Below are 25,926 nucleotides of genomic sequence, written 5' to 3' on the forward strand. Positions count from 1 at the left end.
GAGTTTTCTCCAAGTGATTTGATCCGCGACCCGCATTCGGCATCGCGTAAACCCTAAGTAGGATCAGGGGGGAAAATTTCAAGCGGCATCCACAAAAAAATTTTCGCGACGATGGGAGGGGTCGATTCTGAGCTAGGGCAATTCGTGAAAGGCACATAGCGAAACAGCAATTGCGGACTAGACAGATGAGCGCACGGGGCCTTGCCAAATCTCTGAATCGTAGGATTAGAGACGCGTTCATGCTGGGTCACGCTGTGCGCTTTGATCACCCCGGAGAAATCCGAGGCAAAAAAAAGCCTGCATCGCTGCAGGCTTTTCCTATCTGGCTCCACGACCTGGACTCGAACCAGGGACCCAATGATTAACAGTCATTTGCTAGCTGTTAGGCGCACCGGGGCCACGGCGAAATGTGGCGAAGGGATAGAATTGCTGCATAGCGTGGATCGCAAAAATGCGTCACGCCAGGAAAGTTAGTCGGGTTGGGTTAGCTTGTCAAAGCGAGACAAATCAATGACTTGTAGGAAAAGGAGACAATTACTGTCGGCTACACGAGGCCAGACAAAGCTTCTGCGTAGCACTCAAACCTTTTCGATCGCCTTTTAAAGATCTGGCGTGGATGGAGCCACTCAAAAATCACCCCCTTCATTGCTGACGTATGGCGATTAAAAAGAATCGAGTCCTTACATTTAGATCGCTGGCCTGCGCTATGCAGTATTATCGACATTACTGTTCGTACAGAGCCTAACAAATCTCTAATAATCGAAGATCCTCAACAAGATCTGCGGCCTCTTCCGGAGGCAGCTCTTTCAGCATAGAGGAAAGGTCAATCTGCTCGACCAGCTCTAAGGCAGCATCCATATGATATTTCTTGACACTCTCAGAAGATCGACCCGCAGAAAGAATAAGGGCTGAAACTTCAAGCATCAATTTCTCAACTGGCAGGCCGAAGGAACTTTCAAGTTCGCTATAGGCAAAGCCTACTTCGCTTTCACCGTCACCCCAAGCGCTTCGATGCCTAAGCTTTAGTCTGCAGTAGCTGTAGTAGCTGCCTAAAAACCAAGCTCTAATTTCAGCGTAATTCACTCTTTCTTCCATCACAGAGTCTTCCTTGGTGGACGCAACATGACGCCCTAACATAAAAAGCGAAGGCAATATGCCTGCTTTATACCGTCCTTAGCGTTTCGGAAACACCCTTATAGCTTTTTCAACAGAACAAATCAATTCAGTTATTGTGTTCTCATCAATACTAAAATACAAAGGAAATTCTCGATCACTTGAGTAATCGTATACTGCACTTCTAGGATGGAAATTAAAATCGAGCATCACTACAAATTTCATATCACCTGAAAACTCGAACGCTAATTCACCCTCCATAAATTCAATCCTCGATGGCAGCATTTCAACCTGCAAGCTTTTAAGCCATTTCGACAAACTTACTAACTCATGAGTGCGTAAATAAGGTCCACACGCAGTCCAAGAGCCCTCGACTTCCTGCTCCGCCTTTATACAAATTATCAACCAATTAGCATCTAAGTCATCTTTCGCGTTAGGAAACTCGTATGTTTTTACTTCGCACGAAAATTTATTACCTCGGTCGGATAGACTGATCATACATTACTCCCTATTTTTTGCCGGCCTAAAGGTAATAATCTTATTAGTCACTGGATTGACTATCGCCTCAAGTCCTTTATACCCATACCCTACGGTACCATCCCCTGCGTCAAACCTAATTCCATTGTTGAATATCTGCGCAATATCATTGGGTGTTTCAAATCCGATATTTTTCGTTCTGGAATCTTTTAGCCTAGTAATAGCATGGTTCGACAAATCTATTCCTGCGTTACCGAAGATACCCATCAACTCCTGATGAGTAAGATCCTGTAGGGGTCGATTTTGTGCTAAGCCCTTTAGCTCCACTCTATCACTGTACATATTACCAGGATCGAGTCGATGCTCAGGCGTTACGTATTTCCCATCGTCCCGCTGCCCGTCCAGCGGGGTCCCACCGGTATTGGTAGCAGGGTTAACAACGCCGCCATTAGCGAAACCACCACTGCTCGGATTTGCTCCGTTAATCTCAAGAATAGGGGTGATATAGGCCAAATGCTCAGGGTCGAGTTGATGAATCGGAAAGGAGGTGCCAAGCAAAATCTCCCAAACAGCGGCGGAAATCCTGATCTGTTGGGCCGCATCCTTTCCAGCCTTCGCACCTGACTCCACCAGCGAATTCGCAGCAATACGTGCCTTTTCCTGAAATGTCGCATCTGACGCTACCAGAACAGCACCGACAGCCACGACGACTGCTTCAGCCGCAACAGGAATCGCCACTAAATTGCTTGCGCCAGTTTTAGGACCGTTCAAGGTCGTTAACAAGCTCATAACGATCAGAGCTTTGTTGGGATCATCGCCCGCAATTTGAGTAAGCTTATCAATCAGCGCTTGGTTTTCAGGTGCCTGTTCTTTTCCGGTGATTCCCCCTATCGCTTTAGTGATCAGCGCTGCGCGATCTTCCGCATGACGACTACCTAACTGCCTAACCAAAGCTTTGCCGAGCATCTCTTTGGAGACGTCATCAGGGTTCATCACTACGGTAATCTCTGCACCCGCGCCCAAAAGATCCAGCAATTGGTGAATGGTTTCCTCACCCCGGTCTCCAATTTTCTTAGCGTCAGTTGTCCATTGCGCAATCGTTGCAGTGGGGTTTGTCACCGCCGTCAATGAAGAGTCAGTTATGTAAAGATCTGTGCGCTTTTCTTTATCCTTGGTGACTTCGTAAGCTTTACTTACATCACGATTGAGGCCTGCGACAGCCGAAGCCGCGTCAGCAGCATCTCGAACAATTATCTCTCCCGAGCCAACCGTCGCACGGACCGACTGTTCACGTTCCTTGTCGTACTTCCAGCCCGAAACACTCCAACCGCTATCGCCGGCCTTCCCCTTACCCACTTGGCTTGGGTCTTGTGTGGTGCTCTGACCCTCTTTGTAGGAGCCGCCAACACTCAGGTAGTAACCATGCTCATTATCTTTTCCTGCGATGTCGTTGAACCCAAGCGTCCCTGTATCCAGTTTGAGATTACCGGTGTCTGAAGCGATCATGCAGGTCACGCTGTGCGCTTTGATCACCCGGGAGAAATCCGAGGCAAAAAAAAGCCTGCATCGCTGCAGGCTTTTCCTATCTGGCTCCACGACCTGGACTCGAACCAGGGACCCAATGATTAACAGTCATTTGCTCTACCAACTGAGCTATCGCGGAATGCGCCGTATGTTACTGATTGAAAAGGAGAAGTCAAGCTTTCCCTGACAATCCTGGCGATTAATCCGGATGGCCGGTTGAACGCTGCGACTCCTTGGCCAACTCCAACCAGGCCCGGGCAGCGGGTGGGAGGTGGGCGCTGGCGCGCCAGGCCAGGGCGATGTGCCAGTCGGTATGGGGTTCGTCCAGGGGGATCAGGGCGATGCCGGGGTGTTGGTGCTTGTGCGCCAGCATGCGCGGCAGGAAGGCCGCGCCGAGGCCGGCGGATACCAGGTCGACAATGAAGTCGATCTGGCCGCTGCGCGCCGCCACGCGAGGTTGCACGCCTTTACGCTCACAAGCGGCAAGGATCTTGGCGTTAAGGGCGAAGCCGGCTTCGAACAGGATAAATGGCGAATCTGCCAGGTCGCTGAAATCGATCCGTTTGCGCTGGGCCAAAGGGTGGCTGATCGGCAGGACAGCCATCAGCGGTTCGTTACGTACGGGTTGGTAGTCGAACCCTTCGTCTATGGGCAACAGGAGGGCCGCCAGGTCGACCTCGCCTGCCTCCAGGCACTCGCGCAGCCGTTTGCTGCCGTATTCGGTGAGTTCGATGTCGATGTCCGGGTAACGGCGGCGATAGGTGGCGAACATTGTCGCAAACAGCACGCCGCAACCCACCGGCGGCAGGCCGATGCGCAATACGCCGCGCTTGAGGCCACGCAGGTCGTTGATCTCGGCCACCAGGTCGCTGTGTTCGGCGAGCAGGATTAGGGCGCGGCTGTAGGCGATTTCGCCAGCGGCGGTGAGTTCATTACGGTGACCGAGGCGGTTGAGCAGTGGCATGCCCAATTCATCTTCCAGGGTCTTGATCGCCTTGCTCACGCTCGACTGGGTCAACGCCACCACATCGGCGGCTTGGGAGAAACCGCCTTGGCGCACCACTTCGACAAAGGCACGCAGTGTTCTCAGGTTCATCAGTATTCCTTTCTCGACTGACCACTAGCGATAAAAGTTGCTTTTATCATGACAGAAGTTTGCCTATCTTGGAGGCACCTTGCCTTGCCGAGATTCCGTGCATGATCATTTCGTCCGCCTCTGACTACCGCGCAGCCGCCAAACGCAAGCTGCCGCGCTTCCTGTTCGACTATATCGACGGCGGCGCCTACGCCGAGCACACGATGCGGGCGAACAGTTCGGACCTGGCCGAGATCAGCCTGCGCCAGCGCGTCCTGCGTAATGTCGACAACTTGAGCCTCAAGACCACGCTGTTCGGCCAGACGCTGGACATGCCGGTGATCCTCAGCCCCGTAGGCCTGACCGGCATGTATGCGCGGCGCGGCGAAGTGCAGGCGGCGAAGGCGGCGGCCAACAAGGGCATCCCGTTCTGCCTGTCGACGGTGTCGGTGTGCCCGATCGAAGAGGTGGCCTCCCAGAGCCCGCAGTCGATCTGGTTCCAGCTGTATGTGCTCAAGGACCGCGGCTTTATGCGCAATGCGCTGGAGCGCGCCCAGGCGGCCGGAGTGACCACGCTGGTATTCACCGTGGACATGCCGACGCCGGGCGCACGTTACCGCGACGCCCACTCGGGCATGTCCGGGCCGTTCGCGGCGCAGCGGCGCATGCTGCAGGCGGTCACCAAGCCGCAATGGGCCTTCGATGTGGGCTTGATGGGCCGGCCCCACGACCTGGGCAATATCTCCAAGTACCTCGGCAAACCCACTCACCTGGAAGACTACATTGGCTGGCTGGCCAACAATTTCGACCCCTCCATCAGTTGGAAAGACCTGGAGTGGATTCGCGAATTCTGGAAAGGCCCGATGATTATCAAAGGCATTCTCGACCCCCAGGACGCCAGGGACGCCGTGAGTTTCGGCGCCGATGCCATCGTGGTCTCCAACCATGGTGGCCGCCAGCTGGACGGCGTGCTGTCCACTGCCAAAGCGTTGCCACCGATTGCCGAAGCCGTGGGCGATGACTTGACGGTGCTCGTGGACTCCGGCATCCGCTCCGGGCTCGACGTGGTGCGCATGTTGGCCCTGGGCGCCAAGGCCTGCCTGCTGGGCCGCGCCACCGCTTACGCATTGGCCGCAGGCGGCCAGCAGGGGGTGGAGAACCTGCTGGACATCTTTGCCAAGGAAATGCGCGTGGCGATGACGCTGACCGGCGTCACGTCGATTGACCAGATTGACCACTCCACGTTGGTCCAATCAGCCAAATAACTGACGTCATGCGCCAACAGCCGTTTTCTGCTTAGAAAACGGCCTTTGATTTATAAGGTTTTTTATTAAAGTAAACGAAGTGGCATGAATCTAGCTCTAACCACCTTCAAGCAGGTCAAGCGATGACAAGACGTGCGGCGGTGCCCAGGGGTTATAACCCCCTGTAAAGCGGTCTAGACTGTTACTCATGTTTTACGGAACTGAAGGAACAGTTAGACGCTTGGCACTCGCCACTCTCATCGAGCCTGTAAGACAGCTAAGTGCTTAGAGGCCGATCGCTTATGAAAACACCTACCCAGACCAACGCAATTGACTTTGACAGCGCTAAATTGCAACGCCTGGGCTTTGGTCAGCCATCGATCCTGCCCCACCGCTCGACGACCGTCGCACAACTTCGGCAGCAACTGGGCATGCAGTTGCAGACCAGCCTGGAGCCGGAGCGCATCCTGGCGGTGTTCTTCCGTGAGATCCAGCGCCTGGTGCCCCTCGACGCCCTGCACTACCGGCACCAAGCCAGTGACCTGCGCCTGGAATTCGGTCAGCGCGGCCACCACTCGGTGAGCTACAGCCTGAGCCATGAAGGCGAGCACTTGGGTGAGCTGATTTTCCGTCGCAACCAGCGCCTGGCCGAAGACGAACTCGGCCAACTCGAATCCCTGTTGGCCACCCTGCTCTATCCGATGCGCAACGCCCTGCTCTACCGCGCCGCGACCCGCAGCGCCCTGCGTGACCCATTGACCGATACGGGCAACCGTATTGCCATGGACCAGACCCTGCAGCGGGAAATCGACATGGCGCGCCGGCACCTGAACCCATTGTCCTTGCTGATGCTCGACATCGACCACTTCAAGGGAATCAACGACACCCACGGCCACGCCGCCGGCGATAGCGTCCTGCGCAGTGTCGCGTCGGCCATCAAGGGCCAGTTGCGGAACGTGGACATGGTGTTTCGGTTTGGCGGGGAAGAGTTTCTGATCCTGCTGTCCAACACGGGCCGGGACGCGTCAGCGATGGTCGGCGAACGGCTGCGCCAGGCGGCACAGGCCCAGGATTACTGGGTCGATGGCACACGGATTGAGTTGACGGTGAGCCTCGGCTGTTCGACTTTGCTGGCCGCCGAGTCGGCCGAGAGCCTGTTGCGCCGGGCGGACAATGCCTTGTACGTAGCCAAGCGCGAAGGCCGTAATCGCCTGGCGATGGCGGGGTAAAACCCCCGCCATCGCCGTTACCTCATGCCTCGCTGGCGACGCGCAGCGGGCGTTCACGCACGACGCTGGCCGGCTTGTCCATTTCCAGGCGCATGCAGCTTTCCAGGAACAGGTACATATAGTCGTAGCTCTTGCACACGGCCTGGCGAAGCTCTGTCTGCAGAGCCTTGGTCGGGTTCATCCCGGCCAGGGTGCAGATGATTTCCAGGGCTTCCCAAGGATGGGCATCGTCGTACTGGGCGTGCATCTTCAGCCATTTCATCGCACGCTTGCGGTCTTCCTCGGGGAAAGCCGCCGCATACACACCCGTGGAACACACCACGGCTGACCATTCCCCTGTCGCACCCTCGATGGCGTAGTTGGTCGCGGCTACGGCTACGATCAACGCATCGGAGGAGCTGGTGTGCCAGCACCAGTGACTCAGGGCATGCAGCTCCGGCGGCACGTTCTGGGCCTGCAACTCCTCAAGGCTGACGCCATGGGCGCGGGCCCAGTGCACCCAATAGTCGGCGTGGTTCAGCTCCACACGGATATTGCGCATCAGCCAGCGTCGCGCCATGTCCTCGCCGGGATGGCGGGCAAATTTGGTCTTGGTGAGGTTCTGTGCCATGTACAAGGCAAACTGTTCCACCACGGGCCAGCCACCGATCAGGTAGTGACGCATGGTCTTGGCGCTGAGCGTGTTGTCACGCATGCGTTGGTACAGTTCGTGCTCGACAACTCGGCGCTTGCTCTCGCTACAGTCCTGGATCAATTGCTGAGCCCAGACGGGGTAGCTTGAGGCTTCCATAAGCGGGCCGGTTCTGTTGAAGGTGTCGATCACTGTTAAGGCTCCTTTTTAAGTGTGATTTACAGACCAGCAAATGTTTCAGCGGAATGTGCCGGGCGCCCTGAACAACAGAGGCTGCGGCCGCACAGGTCGACACTGCAAGCTATCAAAGGTAAACAATTGCGGTCGTTCAATCAGGTAGCCCTGAGCGTAATCCACACCAATATCGAGCAATGCCTGTTCGATTTGCGGTGTTTCAACAAATTCGGCAATTGTGCGCTTACCCATGACGTGGCCGATATGATTGATCACTTCGACCATTGCGCGGTTAATCGGGTCGTCCAGCATATCCTTTACGAAACTTCCATCGATCTTCAGGAAGTCTACAGGTAAATGTTTCAGATACGCGAACGAGGACATTCCGGCGCAAAAGTCGTCCAGGGAAAAGTGGCAACCTAAGGCTTTGAGTTCATTAATAAAGCGAATAGCACTGCCTAAATTGGCGATAGCACTGGTTTCAGTTATTTCAAAACAAATCATTTCTGGCGGAATGCTGTAAGTGTCGAATTTCTCATGCAAAAACCCGAGAAAGTCATCATCGCCAATGGTTATTCCTGACAGATTGATCGCACACATGGCCATAGGTCGGCCCGGACGCTCGTGCATGCAACGGGCGATGATCCTGAACACGTTCTCCACCACCCAACGATCCAGCGACGTCATCAACCCGTAACGCTCCGCGGCCGGGATAAAGCTGTCGGGCAGGATGATCCGACCCGCCTCGTCATGCAGGCGCAGCAGGATTTCAACATGCCCGTTGCCCGCGTCGGTATTTCCCAGAGGCGAGATTTCCTGGGCGTACAGGCAGAACCGGTTCTCTTCCAGCGCCATGTGCAATCGTTGCACCCAGGCCATTTCGCCAAAACGCAGGGACAACTCCGAATCATCGGCGTGGTACACCTGTACCCGGTTGCGGCCTTTTTCCTTGGCCATGTAGCAGGCCATGTCGGCGGCGCGCAGCGAGGTCTCCAGAGTGGTCGGGGTCTGGGAGATATGCACCAGCCCGATGCTCACGGTGGTCATGAACGGCCGGCCCTTCCATACAAAATGCAGGCTCTGCACCGTATGCCGCAGGCTCTCGGCGATTTTTTCCGCCGCCGCCGCCGGGCAGTGTTCCAACAGGATGCCGAATTCGTCGCCGCCCAGGCGCGCCAAGGTGTCGCCTTCGCGCAAGGCAGATTGCAGCAGCGCGCAGATATGGCGCAGCAACTCGTCACCTGCCGCATGGCCGCAGGTGTCGTTGACCAGTTTGAACTGGTCGAGGTCGAGGAACATCAATGCATGCCGACCGCCTTCAGGCTGCCCGGCCATGTGCAGGACCTGTTCCAGGCGATATTCGAATTCGCGGCGGTTGGCCAGGCCGGTCAAGGCGTCATGCGTGGCTTGCCACGACAGGTTGGCAATATATTGGCGCTCCTGGGTCATGTCATGCAGCACCAGCACTGCGCCGCTGATCTTGCCGGCGCTGCGAATCGGCGCCCCCACCAAGGTGACCGAAACCGTGCTGCCGTCCAGGCGCTGGATGGTTTTTGAATGCTCGCTGCCGCCCCGGAAGTGGCCGTTGACGATGTGTTCGATCAGGGTAAAGCCGTCGGGTTGGGCGTTGTCATCCAGCAGGTTGAACAGTGCTGCCAAGGGCAGGCCCTGGGCCTGGGTTGAATTCCAGTGGGTCATGGCCTCGGCTGCCGGGTTCATATAGGTAATGGCACCGTCGACATCGGTGGTGATCACCCCGTCACCAATCGACTCCAGGGTGATTTGCGCGCGCTCCTTCTCGGCCTGCAGGGCATCGGCGAAGGCATGGCGCTGGGTCAGCAGCTTATGGGTACGTAACAGCGCCAGGACGATCAGGCCCAGCGCCGTCGCCAGGTTGGTGATCAGCAGCAACCGCAGGATCATCCGCGAGCCTTCGCCCAGGGCATCGCTGAAGGCTTTGGCGGCCGGCGTCACACCTTCGTTGATGGCGGTGATATGGGCCTTCCACTGCCGCACATCGTTAGGGTTGACCTGGTCGACGCTGATCGCGCTGTGCATTTCACGGGCCAGTTCGTCCAGCTGAACCAGATAGCGATCACCCACCGTCCACAGTTCGATGGCTTTTTCCAGGTAGCTGAAATGACGAAAGTTGAGGTACAGCCAGATCAGGCTGGTGGCATCATCCGGGTGGTTGCCGCCCTTGAGGATGCCCAGACGCGCGGCATCCAGGTCGGGAGTGGGACGGTCCAGGGCGATACGCAACTCATGGCCGCCCTGGGGCACGGCGATGGCTTGCTGGTATTTGAGATAGGTGGCCTGGTTGCGGTCATCGGCGTACAGCGTCAGGTAATAGATAGCGTCCTTCTGGCCCTTGGACCATAAGCTCTCGCCGCCCACATAGCCTCGTACCGCTGAAAGCATGTAGAGACTTCCGCAGCCCAACAATGCCTGGAACAGCACCACGGCGATAAAGGGCCAGACAATGCCCAACAGCCGAGGCGTTCCGAGAGTCCGCTTTTGCTTCATGAAGTCCCTTGCATATGCACTGCTGGATACGCACGCAAACACCCACTTCCGATAGCACAGCCTAGGCTAAATCAACGTACTTGTTGCAAATGCCCATAGAGTTTCGCGTACAAACCGCCATCGGCAATCAATTGCTGATGGTCGCCATCCTCAGCGATATGACCACCGTCAAACACTAAGACCCGATCGGCTTGTTTTACCGCCGACAGACGGTGCGCAATGATCAGTGTAGTACGCCCGCTGAGGAACCGCGCCAATGCCTGGTGCAGGTTGTACTCGGTGGCGGCGTCCAGGGCGGAGGTCGCTTCGTCGAGTATGACCACCTTGGGTTCGGCCAACACCATCCGCGCGATCGCCAGGCGCTGACGCTGACCGCCGGAAAAACGCACGCCGGAGCGCCCCACCACACTGTCCAGGCCGTGGGGCAGCGCTTTAACCGTAGCTTCCAACTGGGCAATTTCAAGGGCCTGCCAGCAAGCCTGGTCACTGCGCTCGCGGCCCATGGTCAGGTTGGCGCGCACGGTATCGTTGAACAGCGCCGGGTGTTGCAGCACCACCGCGACGTGCTCGCGGATCGTCTCCAGACCGATCTCCTGCTGGGTTGCACCGCCAAATCGGATGCTGCCCGCCTGCGGCGTGTACAGCCCGAGCAGCAGTTGCACCAGGGTGCTTTTACCGCCGCCGCTGGCGCCGACAATCGCGACTTTCTCGCCAGGCGCAATCTGCAGGTTCAGTTGATTGAGCACCAGGTCGTCGCCATAACCGAAGTCCAGGCCGCGCACTTCGATACCGACGGTTTCACGCCCGCTGAACGGGTCTTCGCCGCCCGCGTATTGCGGCTCATCGGCACGTGCCAGCAACTCATTGATACGGGTCAGTGCGCCGCCCGCCGCGTAGTAGGCGTATTGCAGGTTCAGCAACTGCTCCACCGGGCCGATCATGAACCACAAGTAGCTGAACACCGCGAGCATCTGGCCGATGGACAGGTCGGAAAACAGTACGGTGAGCATCGCCGCCGCGCGGAAGATGTCGATGCCGAACTGGAACAGCAACCCGCTGGCGCGGCTCGACGCGTCGGTTTTCCATTGGGAATGGATCGCGTAGTCACGCACTTCCTGGGCGCGCTGGCCCAGGCGCCCAAGGAAAAAGCCCTGGCGGTTGCCGGCGCGGACTTCCTGGATGGCATCCAGGGTTTCGGTCAGGGCCTGGGTGAAACGCGAGGTGCTGTCGTTTTCCAGCTTCTTGAGGTGTTTGACGCGCTTGCCCAACTGCACGGTGGCGTAGATCACCAGCGGGTTGAACAGCAATATCAGCAACGCCAGTTGCCAATGCATCCACACCAGGATCGCCGAGGTGCCGACCAGCGTCAGCATCGCCACCAGAAAGCGGCTGAGGGTTTCGCCGACGAATTTATCCAGGGTATCCAGGTCGGTGACCAGATGAGTCGTGACCGTGCCGCTGCCCAGGCTTTCGTATTCGCCCAGGGAGATGCGCTTGAGCCGCTCGATCAGGCGCACGCGGATGCGGTACACGATGTCCTTGGCCAACCGCGCAAACAGCCGCGCCTGCACCACGTTGAACACCAGTGCGCCACAACGCAGGGCCAGGGTGACCAGCAGCATCAGGCCGATATAACCGGCAGCTTTCTGCCAACCCAGTGGCAGCGCGTGATTCATCACCTTGAGCGCGGCATCGCCGTGGCCCAGCAGCACTTCGTCCACCAACAATGGCAACAGCAAGGGGATGGGCACACTGCACAGGGTCGCCAGCACGGCGACGCCATTGGCGATCCACAGGGATTTCTTGTGACGCAGGGCCAGGCGGCGAATTTCCGCCCAGGTCAGGCGGTCGGTGCGTGGGGCTTGCTCATGCACAGGTTGCTCGCTCCAGCCATCGGGCGAGCAACGGCGACAGCTCGGACAGCGGCTGGTAGCCGTTGGTCAGCAGCGCCAGTTGACCATTGCGCTCGGCCAACAGCGTCGGGAAACCGGCGATCCCCAGGTCCTGCACCCAGGTGAAATCAGCGGCCGTGGCGGCGTGCTGCTCGGAGCGGTCAAACTCGCCGGCAAACTCGATACGCGGGATGCCCGCCTGCTCGGCCAGTTCCACCAGCACGCTGGCGAGAGTCACGTCGCGGCCCTCGACATAAAACGCACGCTGGATCAGGCCCAACAGTGTCCACGCACAATCCGGCGCCAGGCTGCGGGCAGTGACGATGGCGCGGCAGGCAGGTTCGGTGTCATACACAAAACCGTCGGGCAGCGCGCCTTCGCGCTTGAACGGCTGGCCGGTGGCGTCGGTGACGGCCTGCCAGTGTTCGAGGATGTAGCGCCGCGTGGTCGGCTCCAGCGCCGCGCCGCTGCCGGTGCGCAGGCCGCCCACCACCAGGTGCACGTCCACACCGGCCGCGTGGGCCTGCTCAACCAGCGCCTGCGCCACCGGGGCAAAGCCCCAGCACCAGGAGCACATCGGGTCCATTACATAGAGCAGGCGCGCGGACATGGGTCAGGCCTCGGATGGAGTTTGCTTATAGTTGAAGCCAATCGGGTGCGGCATATTGCGGGCCTTGGCCAGTTCAATCTGCTTTTGCCGGTCGATTGCGCTGCGACGGGTTTTCTCCGGCAGTTTATCCCAGCAATGCGGGCAACTGATGCCAGCCACGTAGTGCTCGCTGGCGCGGTCTTCAACACTTACCGGTGTACGGCAGGCATGACACTGATCGTAGTCGCCTTCGCTCAAGTCGTGGCGTACGGTCACGCGATTATCGAAAACAAAGCAGTCGCCCTGCCATTTGGTTTCTTCCTGGGGCACCTCTTCAAGGTACTTCAGGATGCCGCCCTTGAGGTGATACACCTCACCGTAGCCTTCGCTGAGCATGTAGCTCGACGCCTTCTCGCAACGAATACCGCCGGTGCAGAACATGGCGACCTTCTTGTGCCTGGCCGGGTCGAAGTTGGCTTTGATGTAGTCGGGAAATTCGCGAAAACTGGTGGTTTTCGGGTCGATTGCGCCTTCAAAGGTGCCGATGGACACTTCGTAGTCATTCCGGGTGTCGATCAACAGCACTTCGGGATCGCTGATCAGGGCGTTCCAATCCTTCGGGTCGACGTAGGTGCCGACCTTTTTGTTCGGGTCGACGCCTTCGACGCCCAGGGTCACGATCTCTTTCTTGAGTTTGACCTTGGTGCGGTAGAACGGCTGGTCGTCGCAGTACGACTCTTTGTGGTCGATGTCGATCATGCGCGGGTCGTTCTTGAGCCAGGCCATCAGGCCATCAATGCCTTCGCGGCTACCGGAAACAGTGCCGTTGATGCCTTCTTCGGCGATCAGCAAGGTGCCTTTGATGCCGTTGTCGACCATCGCCTGCAACAAGGGCTCGCGCAGGGCGACGTAATCTTCGAGGGTGACGAACTTATACAGTGCCGCCACGACAATCGGTTGAGTCATGGGTGTTCTCTCCAGGTGGCTACCCTCGCAAAGGGTGAACCGGATGCAAAAAAAATGCGCCGACTGGCGGCGCGTAACGCATTCTAACAAATCCCTGGTCTCGATGGCATCGGCACGCTTGTTGATATTTCCTCACTGTCGTCGCGGCGTCGGCTGACCCCGGCCCTCGCAACCTGCGTGATAGCGTCCCTCGTCACTCACCGGACCCGCCGGTGGGACCGATGGAGACGCATGTACATGGAAGATGAACGCAGCCCGCTGCTCGCCCGGCTGATCGATGAATCGCTGCCGCCGGCGCCGGCGCCCGGCCGCCGCGACATGAAAGACACCTTGCAACTGCTGAGCATCAATTCGGTATTCGACATCGTCCGACTGCCCGAAACCGAGTTTTCCAGACAAGTGGCCCAGCACACCGATGACGATGCCACAAGCCTGCACCTCAAGGCCCGCAGCGCTGCCGCGCAACTGGAAACGCTGTTTCGCGAGCAACAGGTATCGCCACCCTCCCCCGCAAAGGCCACCAGCGGCGTGACCTACAACGCCCTGTTCAAGGAGGACTGGCAACACTTTTGCGCCAGCACCTCCATTGCCGCGATGGACTCACCCGTGGCGTATCTGCGGGCGCTGTATCTGTTCGCCCTGCAACTGGAAAAAAACGCCCACGGCACGGCAGTGACCACACTGGAGCAACGTCGACCCGACCTCAAGGACCTGCAGATCAACCCCCACAGCGTGTCCGGCCAACGCCCCATGCTGTCGATCATCAACCAGACGCTGCTCGACAATCTCACCGGGGGCGATCAGAAAAAAGCCTGCCAGCTCTTGAGCACCACGTGGTATCCGTTTTCCTTGCCCTATCACGCCCATCACCATCAGTGCGTGCTGGGGCTGTCTGAAAGCGGGCTGTCGCTGGGTGAACTGAACTACCGAATCAGCCGCAAGCTGCCCATCACCACCCGCGCCGTGCACGCCTACGGGCACGTCATCGCCGAGCATGATGACGCCCTGCCTCTATTATCCGGGCTGAGCCCACAGCAACAGGCCCTGCTCAAGCAGCCGTTGGCAAGTACGTCCGGGGCCCTCGGTTTTTATCACGACTACTACAACTGGGAGCCGGACGCAGACCTCAAGGGCCCGGAACAGGTCGCTGACTTCCTGCGCCTCACCGGCCTCAATGCCGAAACGCTTCAGGTATTGCTCGCGCAGACCACCCACAAGCCGCGTCGCTCTCCTAACTGCTTACTGGTCGCCGATATGGCGTATGGGGCCTGTTACATCAATGGTCCGACCGGCCCAGCGATCAACCAGGTCAGCAGCCGTCCGGCCCGGCTTGTGAATGTCACGGTCGAAGGCTTCGATCGCCTGCAACGCATGATTCGCCTACAGCGCTGGCTGGATATTCCGTTCGCCCAACTCGACACGCTACTGGTCAGCGCCATGCGCTGCGAAGGTGACGCCAACCCCTCGCTGTTGATCACCCACAACACCCTGCGGGCGCTGGGGGTTTATCGTTATTTGCACACGAACTACGGGCTGCAAGCCGAAGAATTTGCCGCGATACTGCACCAATTGCCGGTCGACGCCTCGGGCGAGCGCCTGTCGTTGTTCGATCAGGTATTCAACCCGGCCGACTCGGCGCTGCCGCCTCTACAACTGGATTCACAGCCCTTCGACGCCACGACCCGGCAACAGCTATGCGCCGGCCTGGGCCTGCAGGACTCGCCGAACTCGCTGCAACTGGTGCTCAGCGCCGACCGGCACCCCAGGCGCACCGTTGTCACGGTCAGCATCCTCTATCGGCATGCGCGCATCGCAAGGTTGTTCGGTTTGACGCTCATGGACTGCAAACACCTGCTGCACCTGCTCAAACCGGGGGGCTACCAGCAGCAACTGTCCAAACCGACACTGCGCACAACCTTGAAAGGGTCGCCGGACGTACTCGATGTACTGATGCATCTGGACTGGGTCAGTCGCTGGATCAAAAACAACGGCGGCACCCTCGCACGGGTGCGTCACCAACTACTGCTGGAACCGGTGAGCCTGGACCCGGGCGTCGGCATGCTGCTCAACGTGTTCAACAGCCATCCACAACCATCGCTCTCAACGAAGCTCAAAGAGCACACCTTCGTAGCGCAACCTGCGCAAGAACAACCGCGCTTGCCGGCGGTTGATTGGGAAGCCACCGCCCATCGCGCCTTGAAGCTGATGCGCCAGGGCAAATCCCAGAGTGCCGCACTCGATGACGCCCTGGCCACGCTCAAACTGAGCAATAACAGCAGCCACGCGTCCATGCTGATCAGGCAGGCCAAGGACACACTGCTGTCGACCCTGGACTCACTCAAGCACGACTTACGGCCTTTATACGCTCACCTCAAACAAACCCTGCAGAGCCTGCCCCACGCGCAGGGCAATCAAATCCGCTATTTGAAATACGACGAAGACGATCAATTACTGCGCCTGCTCGCCCCCGCCGGAGCCGCCGGTTCGCCGCTGCGAACCCTCGGCCACTTGGTGTTGCTGCTGCCTCACGCCGTGGACCTACTGCAATTGCCCGTCAGCCGGCAGGCGCTGGACCACTTGCTGGCCAATCCCCATTGGCTCAATGACACCTATCAACGCCCTTCACTGCTCGAACTGACCCTGCACAACCTGTTTTTGATGGAACAGTTCAAACACTGCATCGACCACTACGGCGTGTCGGAAGAACAACTGCTGGACTACTTCAAACAGGCCAACGCCGTTTCCGACGCACCGGAGTCAAGCAGCGCCGAAGCCAACAGCCAACTCGCCCGGTTGCTGGGCTGGAGCGCCAGTGAAATCGAGGTCTTGAGCCGCGCCTTGCAGCCCCCCCATGTCACCTCCGTCGAACGTCTGGAATGGATCCTGCGTTGTCGCCAGGCCAGCGCCGACACCGGCCTGCCCGTTGAACAGCTGCTGGAGGTCTGCGGCCTGCACGGCGGCTCGACGTTCGATGAATGGCAGGCCGTGGGCGAAGCGCTTACTAGTACCCATCAATAACGCTGCCTGGCAGCCCTCTTACACGACCTGTTCAAGGACTGATCATGTCTCACGTGCTCAATCAACGCCTCAATGAAAGCCTGCGCGACGCCATGCTGGCGTACTACCTGGCGCACACAATACCTGCCGCCCAAAAGGGCAAGATCAATAACCCGGACGACCTCTACGAGTACTGGCTGCTCGACGTGCAAGTTAGCCAGGCTGTGCCCACCAGCCCGGTGGCCTGCGCGATTGCCAGCCTTCAGCAATACATCACCCGCATCCAGCTGGGCCTGGAGCCGGGTTACGAAAAACAAGGCATGACCGCGCAGCAGGACCAGGTGTGGCGTGAACAACTGCACGCCTACCCTCTCTGGAGCGCCAGCCAGCAATTGCGCTACCACCCGGCCAATTATCTGGACCCCACGCTGCGCCGTAACAAGACCGACAGTTTCCAGCAACTGGAAAACGACCTGAGCCAATACCGGCTGCAACCAGACACGGTGCTCACCGCCGTGCAGAGCTACCTGGGCCGGTTCGAGGAAATGGCCAACATCCGCACCCTGAATGGGTACATCGATGGCAATGCCTCTGAGCTGCACACCAGCCGCTATTACTTTGTCGGTAAGTCCACCTCCGAAAAAGCCTATTACTGGCGCTCGCTCGACCTGTCCAAACGCTCGCCCAGCAATCCCCTCAAGCCCTCGATACAGGCCTGGTCGGACTGGAAGAAAATCAACCTGACGCTCTCTGATGACACGGTCGAGCAGAGCATCCGCCCGGTCTTCCTCAATAACCGTCTGTATTTAATCTGGGCCGAATGCGTCAAGCCCGAACCGACCCGCAACTTCAAGACGCCTGGCAACAAGGACGACGACGACAATCACCTGGACGAATGGCTCAACAGCCACTACGTCAGGTTTCGTCTTAATTATTCCTACAAAAAATACGATGACAGTTGGAGCGTGCCCCTGGCATGCATCAATCAGCACTGCGCAACCGAGGAGGTCAATGCTTGCACGGCCGCGTTTCTGAAAGCCGTCACCCAGACCGTCGCCATTGTCGATGCCGACTCACCGGCCACCTTGTTCCTGGGCCTGCATGTGCCGATGCGCAAGGATCCAAAACAGCAGGACTCGTTCACCGGCAAATTTTTCCAGGCGGTCCACCTCGATCCGCATTTCAACATTACCAAAGTCGCCGACGGCGGCAGTCCCGAGCGCTACAAAGTACTGCCGGGGTCAGAACTGTCCGAAGAGATCAGTCGCCTGCTGGAAGCCTTCGATTTTAACCAGCGCGAAACAGTACAGAACGTGCTCCGCGGGGAAGCGAGCGACCACAACGGGTATTACAGCGAGCTACTGCCTGATACGGCGCGGCAGTACTTCACGTACTTTGGTTATATCAACAAAGGTAACTTGCAGTTCAAGATTGCGCCTTACACCCAACGGCATGTCACGATCAAACACCAGCACGCGCCTTTTTCAGAGAAAGACAACTGGAACTTTGAAAACAAGCAACGCCATATTGATGAGGTAGTTGCCGGCTCGCCAACGTTCGACTCAAACACCAACAAACTGATTATCACCTCAACGCTCAAGGACAACTTTCGCCAAAACTACAGCGTCACGCTAACAAAAGAAGGTATCACCCTCACCTTGATGACCCAATCTTCGCTTGACGACCCAAAAGCCATGCAGCTCGAACTGGGCGAAGGCTCGGCCATTACGGGCCCCGCAGAAACACTTAAAACTGATTTTTATGCGCTGTACTTCAGAAACTCGCTCACCCATGAAGAGTTCCCCAACTTTGTGCACGACAAAGACAAACTCTTGATCACCGCCGATACAACACCCGCGCCGAATGAATCGATTTCGTTGGCGGGCAAGTTCATTGACAAATCGGCCTTTGTGCACCTCTTTACCCACGCGCATACCCCTATGCATGTGTCCCTCAATCGCTACGGCATTTATGCGGAACCACAGACAGGCTTGCATCTGCAAAACGCGCTGAAGCTAACAAATGTAGACGTGACCACCTCCCCGCTGCGGGCCTACAAACACATCATCATGAGCGCCAACTTTGATGACTACCCACTCACCGACACCATTGACGCCAACTCGAACCGCATCCTCAATTTCCAGGACACGGCCCACGACAGCCTGGCTGGATCGAGCCCGGAGTTGCCGGCAGGGCATCGGGTCACCGCACACATTCCAGTGCCAGATTCCACTGAATCGCTGATCACGCTGATCCACGGCGTATTGACCCTCAGGCCCAGCGAAGACGGGCCGCAGATCCTCGGCTATGCACTCAAGGCCGTCACAATCAACGTCGCGGCCGCCATTCCCGGCGCCGCACCGGTGCGGCAACGCGCACCCACCATCACCCGGCTGTCTTCAGACGCGCTGGGCACTGCCGAATTCATTGACTTCTCCGCCAGCACGCTGATCAAGGACCCGCTGGCCGCCATCCGCTTGAATACCTGCTTTGCCGGCAAACTGGCAGAAGCCGCCAACATCAGCCTGGAGCGTCTGTTCTCGTTGACGCCAAAGCAGTGGCAAGAACCGCCGCTGACAGCCAATGGCCCGCCCCAGGACGTTGACTTCCAGGGCGCCAACGGCAAGTACTTCTGGGAATTGTTCCTTTACCTGCCCTGGCTGGTGGCCCACCGACTGAATCATGAACAGCAATACGTCGAGGCCCTGGCGTGGCTCAACTACATTTTCGACCCGGGACGAAGCGCCGACGCCGCCAGTGATCGCCCGGCGTACTGGGGCTTTCGCGAACTGACGCGCCACGATCAGGCTACGGGTGAAGCGAGCGCTGATCCCCATCAATTGGCGCTGGCAGCGCCGGTGCATTTGCGTAAAGCGGTCTACCAGTTTTACCTCGATATCCTGCTCAATCGCGGCGATGCGGCATACCGGCAACTGACCGCTGACAGCCTGACGCAGGCCAAGCTCTGGTACACCCGCGTCAATCAGTTGCTGGAGGCTCGGCCGCGGATTACACAGGTCGAGCCCTGGGCCAGCATCACCCTGGATGCATTGGCAAAGAGCCAATCCACCGCGTTGAGACGCCTTGAGTGGCAAAGCCCGCACATCGACGAAAACCTCGCCGTTGACGGGTGTTCGTTGCCATTACTGACCGACACCGACAACCTGTGCCTGCCCTTCAACCCTGAGCTGGTTGCGCGGTGGGACAAGCTGGAAAGCCGCCTGCACAACCTGCGGCACAATCTGGACATCAGCGGCAAGCCGCTGCGCCTGGCGCTGTATGCCACCCCACTGTCACCCCAGCGGCTGTTGGTCAGCCAGGCCAAAGGCGCGCCGGACCAGGACAGCCTCGCGTCATTGACGCCTGCGCCGTCCACTCACTATCGCTTCCAGGTGATGCTGAGCCACGCCAGAGAAGCCACCGAGACGCTTATCCAGTTCGGCAACACGATGCTCAGCCTCAACGAACGCAAGGAGCAGGCTGAATTGCTTGAGCTGCAACAACAGCAGGCCTGGGACTTGGCCAATATCATCGTGAGCCAACAGCAGCAGGCCGTATTGCTGGACGAAAAAAACCGCCAGGCGCTCGCTGCCGGCCGGCGGGTCATTGAGCAAAGGGCGCATTACTACGAGCGCCAACTCGCCGAAGGGGTCAGCGGCGCGGAGGCTCAGGCCGGCCTGCTGCACCTGCGCAGCGCCGGCTTCGAGGCCGCTGCCGCAATCGCCGGCGCAGCCGCGGGCGTCGCGATGCTGGCGCCGAATATCGTCGGCACGTCGGTGGGTGGTTCGCGCTGGGAAGGCCCCTTCCATGCGGCGCAAGCCGTGGCCCAGGGCGCCGCCGGCGCCATGCGCAGCAGCGCCGCCGACCTCGACCGTACCGAGCAGTTCAACCGGCGTGCGCAGGAGTGGACCCTCGCGCGGGATCAAGCGCACCTCGAACTTGCCCAGATCGACGTGCAGCAACAAGCCTATGCCGAACAGGAAAAAGCCACGCGCCTGCAATTGCGCCTGGCCGAGACTTCGCTGGCGCAAGCGTGGTCCAGCTATCAATTGCTGACCAAGCGTTTTGCCAAGGCGCGACTCTACGATTGGCTCAATGTCCAACTCGGCCAGTTTTTCTACCAGGCCTATGACCTGTGCCTGTCCCTGTGCCAGGCGGCCGAAGCCTGTTGGCAATATGAAATGGCGGACTTCGAGCACACGTTCATCAGGCCCGGCGCCTGGAATAACAGTTATCGCGGGTATCTGGCAGGCGAGGCGCTGAAGTTGTCCCTGCTCAACATGAACCGGGACTACCTGAGCCATCACGTTCGCGACCTGGAGATCGTCAAAACCCTGTCCCTGCGCGATCGCTTGAGCGAATGCGAAGTCAACAGCTTTGGTGCCACCCAGCCAGTGGACACACGGGACCCGTGGAGCCTGCATAAAGGCAACTTGGTTGAAAAAGGCACGCTTGGCTTCAAGCTGACCAAGGCGCTGTTTGACCAGGACTACCCCGGCCACGTGCTGCGGCGAATCAAGAGCATCAGCGTGTCATTGCCGGCGATACTCGGCCCCTATCAGGACATCAGGGCCCTCCTGACCCAGACCGGTAACGAAATCGAACTGCCCAACGGGGTCTCGCGCAAGGATGTTCGCGCGCACCAGCAAATCGCCCTGTCTACCGGCCTGGATGACAACGGGCTCTTCACGCTGATGTTCGAAGGCAATGATCGTTACCTGCCGTTCGAATACACCGGCGCCATTTCCAATTGGACCCTGATGTTTCCCGAACCGGCCCGGCAGAAAGCCATGCTGGAGTCGATCAACGACATCGTGATTCACGTGCGCTACACCGCCAGGGCGACAGGCAAGGGTGAGCGCTTATGAACAGCACGCCCATCAACGCCCCGGCGCTGCCCAAGGACGGCGCCTCGATTCAGGCCACGAGCAAGGGCTGGGGCGATATCGGCTTGAGCGGTGGCGCAACGCTTGAAATCCCCCTGCCCGTTTCTGCGGCGCGCGGCTTCGCTCCCGCCATGACCTTGGCGTACCACAGCGCAGCGGGTAACAGCCCATTCGGAATGGGCTGGACGGTCCCCGTGAACACGGTGAGCCGGCAAACCTCCCTGGGCGTGCCGGCCTACACCGTCCACGACCGGTTTATAGGCCCCAATGGCCAGCCCCTGCTGCCCGAACAGGACGCCGAGGGCAACCCGATCAGCCGCCACGAGACTGGGCAAGCCGCTACCCGTTACGCCGTGACCCGCTATTGGCCCAGGGCCGAGCGTGAGTTTGATCGCATTGAGCGCTGGCAATCGGCGGGCGACCCGACGGGGTTCTGGTTGATTCACAGTGCCGACGGCAGCCAGCACCTCTATGGCAAAACCGCCGCCGCGCGGATTGCCGACCCGGACCAGCCTGAACACGTCGCACAGTGGCTCTTGCAGGAAAGCCTGAGTGCCCACGGTGAGCACATTTACTACCACTACATACAAGAAACCGAGACGTCGCGCGCGCCACGCGACTGCCGCGCCCAGCGCTACCTGGACAAGGTCTGCTACGGGAATTTCACCGCTCGGGACAAGGAGCGTCTGTACCTGCTTGAAACCGACGAGGCTGCATCCAGGGGCTGGCACTTCCAGTTGCTGTTCGACTACGGGCAACGCACCGCCGAACTGGACAAGGTGCCGTCCTACGCACCGGACACGCCCTGGACGCTGCGCAAAGATCCCTTCTCCAGCTTCGCCGACGGTTTTGAATGCCGAACCTTGCGCCTGTGCCGGCAGGTGCTGCTGTTTCATCATTTTCCCGACGAAGCCCAACTGGGCGGCTCACCGGTGCTGGTCAAGCGCTTGGTGCTTGAATACCAGACGCTGCGCAATGGTGTGAACCTCCTGCTCGCCACCCACGAACATGCCATCGACCGGCACGGCAGGATCAGCAGCCTGCCCCCCCTCGAATGCCTGTACCAGAAAGTCGACCTCAAGCTTGATACCACGCGGTTCCAACGCCTTGACGACTTCCCCGGACTGAACGACGGCCAGCGCTATCACCTGGTCGATCTGTACGGTGAAGGGTTGCCGGGCATCCTGTACCGCTCCGACAAGGCCTGGTACTACCGCGAACCGCAACGGGCCGAATCCGCCGCGGCAGATGAGGTGAGCTACGGCACTGCCCGGAAAATCCCCGCAATCCCGACAGCGGACAGCGCCTATCCCATGCGCCAGCAACTGACCGATGTCACAGGTGACGGGCGCCTTGACTGGGTGAGCGGCCGCCCCGGCCTCAGAGGTTTTTTCAGCCTGAGCGCCCAGCTCAATTGGTCAGGGTTCATCGGCTTCGACGCACTCCCCCAGGAGTATTTTCACCCCGACGCGGTCTTCGGCGACCTGATGGGCCGTGGCAATAACGACCTGGCCCTGGTCGGTCCGCGCAGTGTGCGCCTGTATGCCAACCGCCAACACGCCGGGTTCGCCCCGGGTATCGACGTGCCCCACGCGCCAGCCGATGACGCGCTACCCACCGTCTCCCGCTCAAACCGGGAATGGGTCGGTTTCAGCGATGTCCTCGGCAGTGGTCAGCAGCATCTGGTGCGCATCCGCCACGACCGGATCGAATGCTGGCCCAACCTGGGGCGTGGTCGATTCGGCAAGGGTTTTGTGCTGGCAAACCTGCCCTTCGACCACGAGACGTTCGACGCCGCCCACGTAGTGCTGGCGGACCTGGATGGCTATGGCGGCGCCGACCTGCTGTACCTGACGCCCGATGAGCTGCGCATTTTCAGCAACCAGGGCGGCAACCGCTTCGACATCACGCCCCGCGTGTTGTCATGGCCTGAAGGCGTGCGGTATGACGCACTCAGCCAGGTCAGCCTGGCCGACTTGAACGGCCTGGGCTGCCCCAGCCTGATCATCAGCGTCATGCACCCACAGCCTCGCCATTGGCGCTATGACTTCTACACCGACCGGCCCTACCTGCTCGCGTACACCACCCACCACCTCGGCAACCGGTCAAGGGTATTCTACCGCAGCAGCGCCCAGGAATGGCTGGACGAAAAAAAACAGTGCAGAGACCAGGGCAACCCGGCCATCAGCCAATCGCCGGTGGCCATGCCTGTGGTCAGCCGTCAAACCCAGCACGACGAAATCAACGACAGCACCCTGAAGCGGCGTTTCAGTTACCGACAGGCGTATTACAACGCCGTTGAGCGGGCCTTCCAGGGCTTCGGCCTGATCCTCCAGACCGACACCGAGAACGCCGCTGACGGCGCGACGCAAACGCGACGCCTGGCCAAGCGCTGGTTCCATACCGGCCAAGCGCTGGATATGCCGGTTGCGGGCTACAGCCAGCATGATTTACAAGCGATCAGCCTGGGTAAAACCCTGTTGTGCAGTTATCAGGCGCCGGGGCAAGCGCACCCCACCGACCACAACGACGTGCAATTGCCCGCCCCCACGCCAGAGACCCTGGACGACGCGGCCTACGCGCTCAAAGGCGTGCTGCTGCGCGAGGAAATTTTCGCCGATGACGCCGCGCAGAATGTGCCCTATTCGGTGCAACAGCATCGCTATCTGGTACGCCAGCTTGCCAACACACAACCGTGGGCGCGCATGCTGGTATTGCCCGTGGAATCCATCGACTGCCAATACGACCAAGTGCCCGATGACCCCGTGTGCAAACAGCAGATCAACCTGCGCTGGGATGCGTTTGGCAGCCTGGTCCACAGCGTCACCGTGCACCTGGCACGCAACAAGACCGCCGACGACGCTCCGCCCGCCACCCTGGATGACGGCCATCGGCAACAGTGGTGGCGCGACAGCCATGACCCGGCGCAACAAGCCTATTACCTGAACGAAACCCTGGCACAGTGGATTCATCTGACACAAGACTCGCAATGGCGCCTGGGCCTGCCCTATCGCCAGCGTGACAACGCCTGGGTGTTGCCCAAAGGCCAGCCAGGTGGGCTGAGCGGTTCGGCGCTGTCCTATGAACACTTTATCGACCGGCGCTCCGGGCCGTTAGGGCCGCAGGCGCCACGGGTGCTGAGCGGGCTGTCGGTCCAGTATTACCGCGAAGCCGGGCCCGGCGGTCATGCGCTGGAGGCCGGCACTGCCACGCTGCAGGCCCTGAGCGACGGCCTGGAAACCGCTGAACTGGGACCCGAGGCGCTGCAGGCTTACCAGGCGATACCGCAAATGCCCGGCCAGGCCCCCTGGAAACTCACAGCCCAGTTGCAACAGAGCGGCTATCGCCCGATGAGCGTATTTTTCTCTATCGGCGACGCCGAACAACAGGCGCCACCGCAGCTCTGGTCGATGTGCCAACACAGGTCTCGGTATCTGGACGCAACGGGGTTTTACCAGTTGCACAGCTGGCGCCTGACGCAAGCCCTGGGTGAAACCACGCTGACCTACGACCCATACGGGTGCCAGGTCACCCAGGTACAGCAGGCCGACGGTTGCGTCAGCCGAGCCGAGCATGATTACCGGCTGCTGCTGCCGGTCAGCCTCACCGACGCCAATGGCACCGTGCAGCAGGCGCTGTATGACGGCTTCGGCCGACTGATCGCTACACGTTATGAGGGACGCGAATCAGGCAAGACCCAAGGCTTCGGACCCTTGCCGCAGAGCACGCGGTTGCTGGACACCACTGTCGAACAAGCCATTGAGACCCCTCAAAGCTGCCTGGGGCAGGCGGCCAGTGCGCATTTTTACGCGGCACTCAGTTGGATGGGCACGATCGCCGAGGCCGATAGACGAGACGAATGGGTGACTAAGGGTTATCTGCTGCCCGGTGGACAGATCCGCGCCAAAGCCAGATTGCGCGCAAGCAACCCGGCGCAAATAACCCATGCCGACACCCAACGGCTCGCCACCTTGATTGCCCAGGCACGCCGAGAGCCGGCCCATCGCCTGACGCTTTTGGCCGACCGCTATCCCGACGACCCCGAACGCACTGTGCGCCTCAGCCTCACCTATTGGGATGGCAGGGGTCGCCCCTTGCAGCGCGTGCACCAAACCGAGCCGGGCGACGCTTGCCTGATCCTGCCCACCGGAGAGGTGAGCGCTGAACACGGGGTCATCAACCAGGTGCACGCCAACCCACGCTGGTGCGTCGTCGAACGCGTCGAATACAACCACCAGGACGCGATGACGCGCATCTACCGCCCTTACTTCGCCAGCCGGCCCTCTTACAGCCACGATCGCGCCTTACGTGACATCGCCCACAGCGACCGGCAGTTCCATGATGCCCTGGGGCGTGCCATACGCACCGACACCGCCAACGGCGCGATAAAGCGCATGCGCTATTGCGGATGGTATGTGGTCAGCGAGGATGAAAACGACACCTGGGAGGAAACGGCCGGCGGCACTTGACCCGAATGGCACAGGTATCCGCACTTCTTCATACAAGCAGCTGTCGAGCGCAAGCGAGGCTGCGTTGGCGCCCCGCAGATCGCGGGGTGTCAATACGTACGCCACGCAGCCTCGCCAAGGCTCGGCAGCTGCTA

Annotated in this window: 14 protein-coding genes and 2 tRNA genes; 5 read left to right on the plus strand and 11 right to left on the minus strand. The window is 59.4% G+C overall.

Annotated elements, in window-relative coordinates:
- Window positions 1-323: 323 nt before the first annotated feature.
- From NDJ82_RS02455 to NDJ82_RS02480, 6 genes are all read right to left on the minus strand, one after another.
- Window positions 324-407 (minus strand) — tRNA-Asn (locus NDJ82_RS02455).
- A 334-nt stretch (window positions 408-741) separates the two neighbouring features.
- On the minus strand, window positions 742-1,083 hold the full coding sequence (imm2, locus tag NDJ82_RS27505; protein WP_250924883.1) for an Imm2 family immunity protein: 342 nt from the start codon (window positions 1,081-1,083) through the stop codon (window positions 742-744).
- A gap of 90 nt (window positions 1,084-1,173) precedes the next feature.
- Window positions 1,174-1,611 carry a WapI family immunity protein gene (locus NDJ82_RS02465; protein WP_158878659.1) on the minus strand — a complete coding sequence of 146 codons (438 nt, stop codon included), beginning with the start codon at window positions 1,609-1,611 and terminating at the stop codon, window positions 1,174-1,176.
- A gap of 3 nt (window positions 1,612-1,614) precedes the next feature.
- Window positions 1,615-3,096 carry a hypothetical protein gene (locus NDJ82_RS02470; RefSeq protein WP_250924884.1) on the minus strand — a complete coding sequence of 494 codons (1,482 nt, stop codon included), beginning with the start codon at window positions 3,094-3,096 and terminating at the stop codon, window positions 1,615-1,617.
- Window positions 3,097-3,177: 81 nt separating this feature from the next.
- Window positions 3,178-3,253, minus strand: a tRNA-Asn gene (locus NDJ82_RS02475).
- Window positions 3,254-3,313: 60 nt separating this feature from the next.
- Window positions 3,314-4,210 carry a LysR family transcriptional regulator gene (locus tag NDJ82_RS02480; RefSeq protein ID WP_099586317.1) on the minus strand — a complete coding sequence of 299 codons (897 nt, stop codon included), beginning with the start codon at window positions 4,208-4,210 and terminating at the stop codon, window positions 3,314-3,316.
- Window positions 4,211-4,311: 101 nt separating this feature from the next.
- On the opposite strand from NDJ82_RS02480, the gene lldD reads away from it, so the two are divergent.
- Both lldD and NDJ82_RS02490 read left to right on the plus strand, forming a co-directional pair.
- Window positions 4,312-5,454 (plus strand): FMN-dependent L-lactate dehydrogenase LldD, encoded by a 1,143-nt coding sequence (gene lldD / locus NDJ82_RS02485; protein ID WP_250924885.1) that lies wholly within the window; start codon window positions 4,312-4,314, stop codon window positions 5,452-5,454.
- Between the two features lie 281 nt (window positions 5,455-5,735).
- The gene (locus NDJ82_RS02490; RefSeq protein ID WP_250924886.1) at window positions 5,736-6,662 is read left to right on the plus strand and encodes a GGDEF domain-containing protein; all 927 of its coding nucleotides are present in this window, start codon (window positions 5,736-5,738) and stop codon (window positions 6,660-6,662) included.
- A gap of 22 nt (window positions 6,663-6,684) precedes the next feature.
- On the opposite strand, the gene NDJ82_RS02495 is transcribed toward NDJ82_RS02490, so the two are convergent.
- The 5 genes from NDJ82_RS02495 to trhO all read right to left on the minus strand — a co-directional run bounded on the left by NDJ82_RS02495 (window position 6,685) and on the right by trhO (window position 13,440).
- Window positions 6,685-7,452, minus strand: a complete 768-nt coding sequence (locus NDJ82_RS02495) for an iron-containing redox enzyme family protein (protein ID WP_194733786.1) — start codon at window positions 7,450-7,452, stop codon at window positions 6,685-6,687.
- A gap of 78 nt (window positions 7,453-7,530) precedes the next feature.
- Complete coding sequence (locus tag NDJ82_RS02500) at window positions 7,531-9,993, minus strand: EAL domain-containing protein (RefSeq protein WP_250924887.1); 2,463 nt, start codon at window positions 9,991-9,993, stop codon at window positions 7,531-7,533.
- Window positions 9,994-10,064: 71 nt separating this feature from the next.
- On the minus strand, window positions 10,065-11,867 hold the full coding sequence (locus NDJ82_RS02505; RefSeq protein WP_158878653.1) for an ABC transporter ATP-binding protein: 1,803 nt from the start codon (window positions 11,865-11,867) through the stop codon (window positions 10,065-10,067).
- On the minus strand, window positions 11,860-12,495 hold the full coding sequence (locus tag NDJ82_RS02510) for a DsbA family protein (protein ID WP_099586323.1): 636 nt from the start codon (window positions 12,493-12,495) through the stop codon (window positions 11,860-11,862). The genes NDJ82_RS02505 and NDJ82_RS02510 overlap by 8 nt, the downstream gene beginning before the upstream one ends.
- Before the next feature lie 3 nt (window positions 12,496-12,498).
- Window positions 12,499-13,440 carry an oxygen-dependent tRNA uridine(34) hydroxylase TrhO gene (gene trhO / locus NDJ82_RS02515; protein ID WP_099586324.1) on the minus strand — a complete coding sequence of 314 codons (942 nt, stop codon included), beginning with the start codon at window positions 13,438-13,440 and terminating at the stop codon, window positions 12,499-12,501.
- A gap of 237 nt (window positions 13,441-13,677) precedes the next feature.
- Here trhO and NDJ82_RS02520 point away from each other — a divergent pair, with 237 nt between their 5' ends.
- The 3 genes from NDJ82_RS02520 to NDJ82_RS02530 are packed head-to-tail and all read left to right on the plus strand — an operon-like array spanning window position 13,678 to window position 25,792.
- The gene (locus NDJ82_RS02520; protein WP_250924888.1) at window positions 13,678-16,458 is read left to right on the plus strand and encodes a Tc toxin subunit A; all 2,781 of its coding nucleotides are present in this window, start codon (window positions 13,678-13,680) and stop codon (window positions 16,456-16,458) included.
- Between the two features lie 44 nt (window positions 16,459-16,502).
- Window positions 16,503-21,305 (plus strand): Tc toxin subunit A-related protein, encoded by a 4,803-nt coding sequence (locus NDJ82_RS02525; RefSeq protein ID WP_250924889.1) that lies wholly within the window; start codon window positions 16,503-16,505, stop codon window positions 21,303-21,305.
- Window positions 21,302-25,792 carry a SpvB/TcaC N-terminal domain-containing protein gene (locus NDJ82_RS02530; protein WP_250924890.1) on the plus strand — a complete coding sequence of 1,497 codons (4,491 nt, stop codon included), beginning with the start codon at window positions 21,302-21,304 and terminating at the stop codon, window positions 25,790-25,792. The genes NDJ82_RS02525 and NDJ82_RS02530 overlap by 4 nt, the downstream gene beginning before the upstream one ends.
- The last annotated feature ends 134 nt before the right edge of the window (window positions 25,793-25,926 follow it).

The organism is Pseudomonas sp. SR18 (assembly GCF_023701505.1).
GTDB classification, from domain to species: domain Bacteria; phylum Pseudomonadota; class Gammaproteobacteria; order Pseudomonadales; family Pseudomonadaceae; genus Aquipseudomonas; species Aquipseudomonas cyclaminis.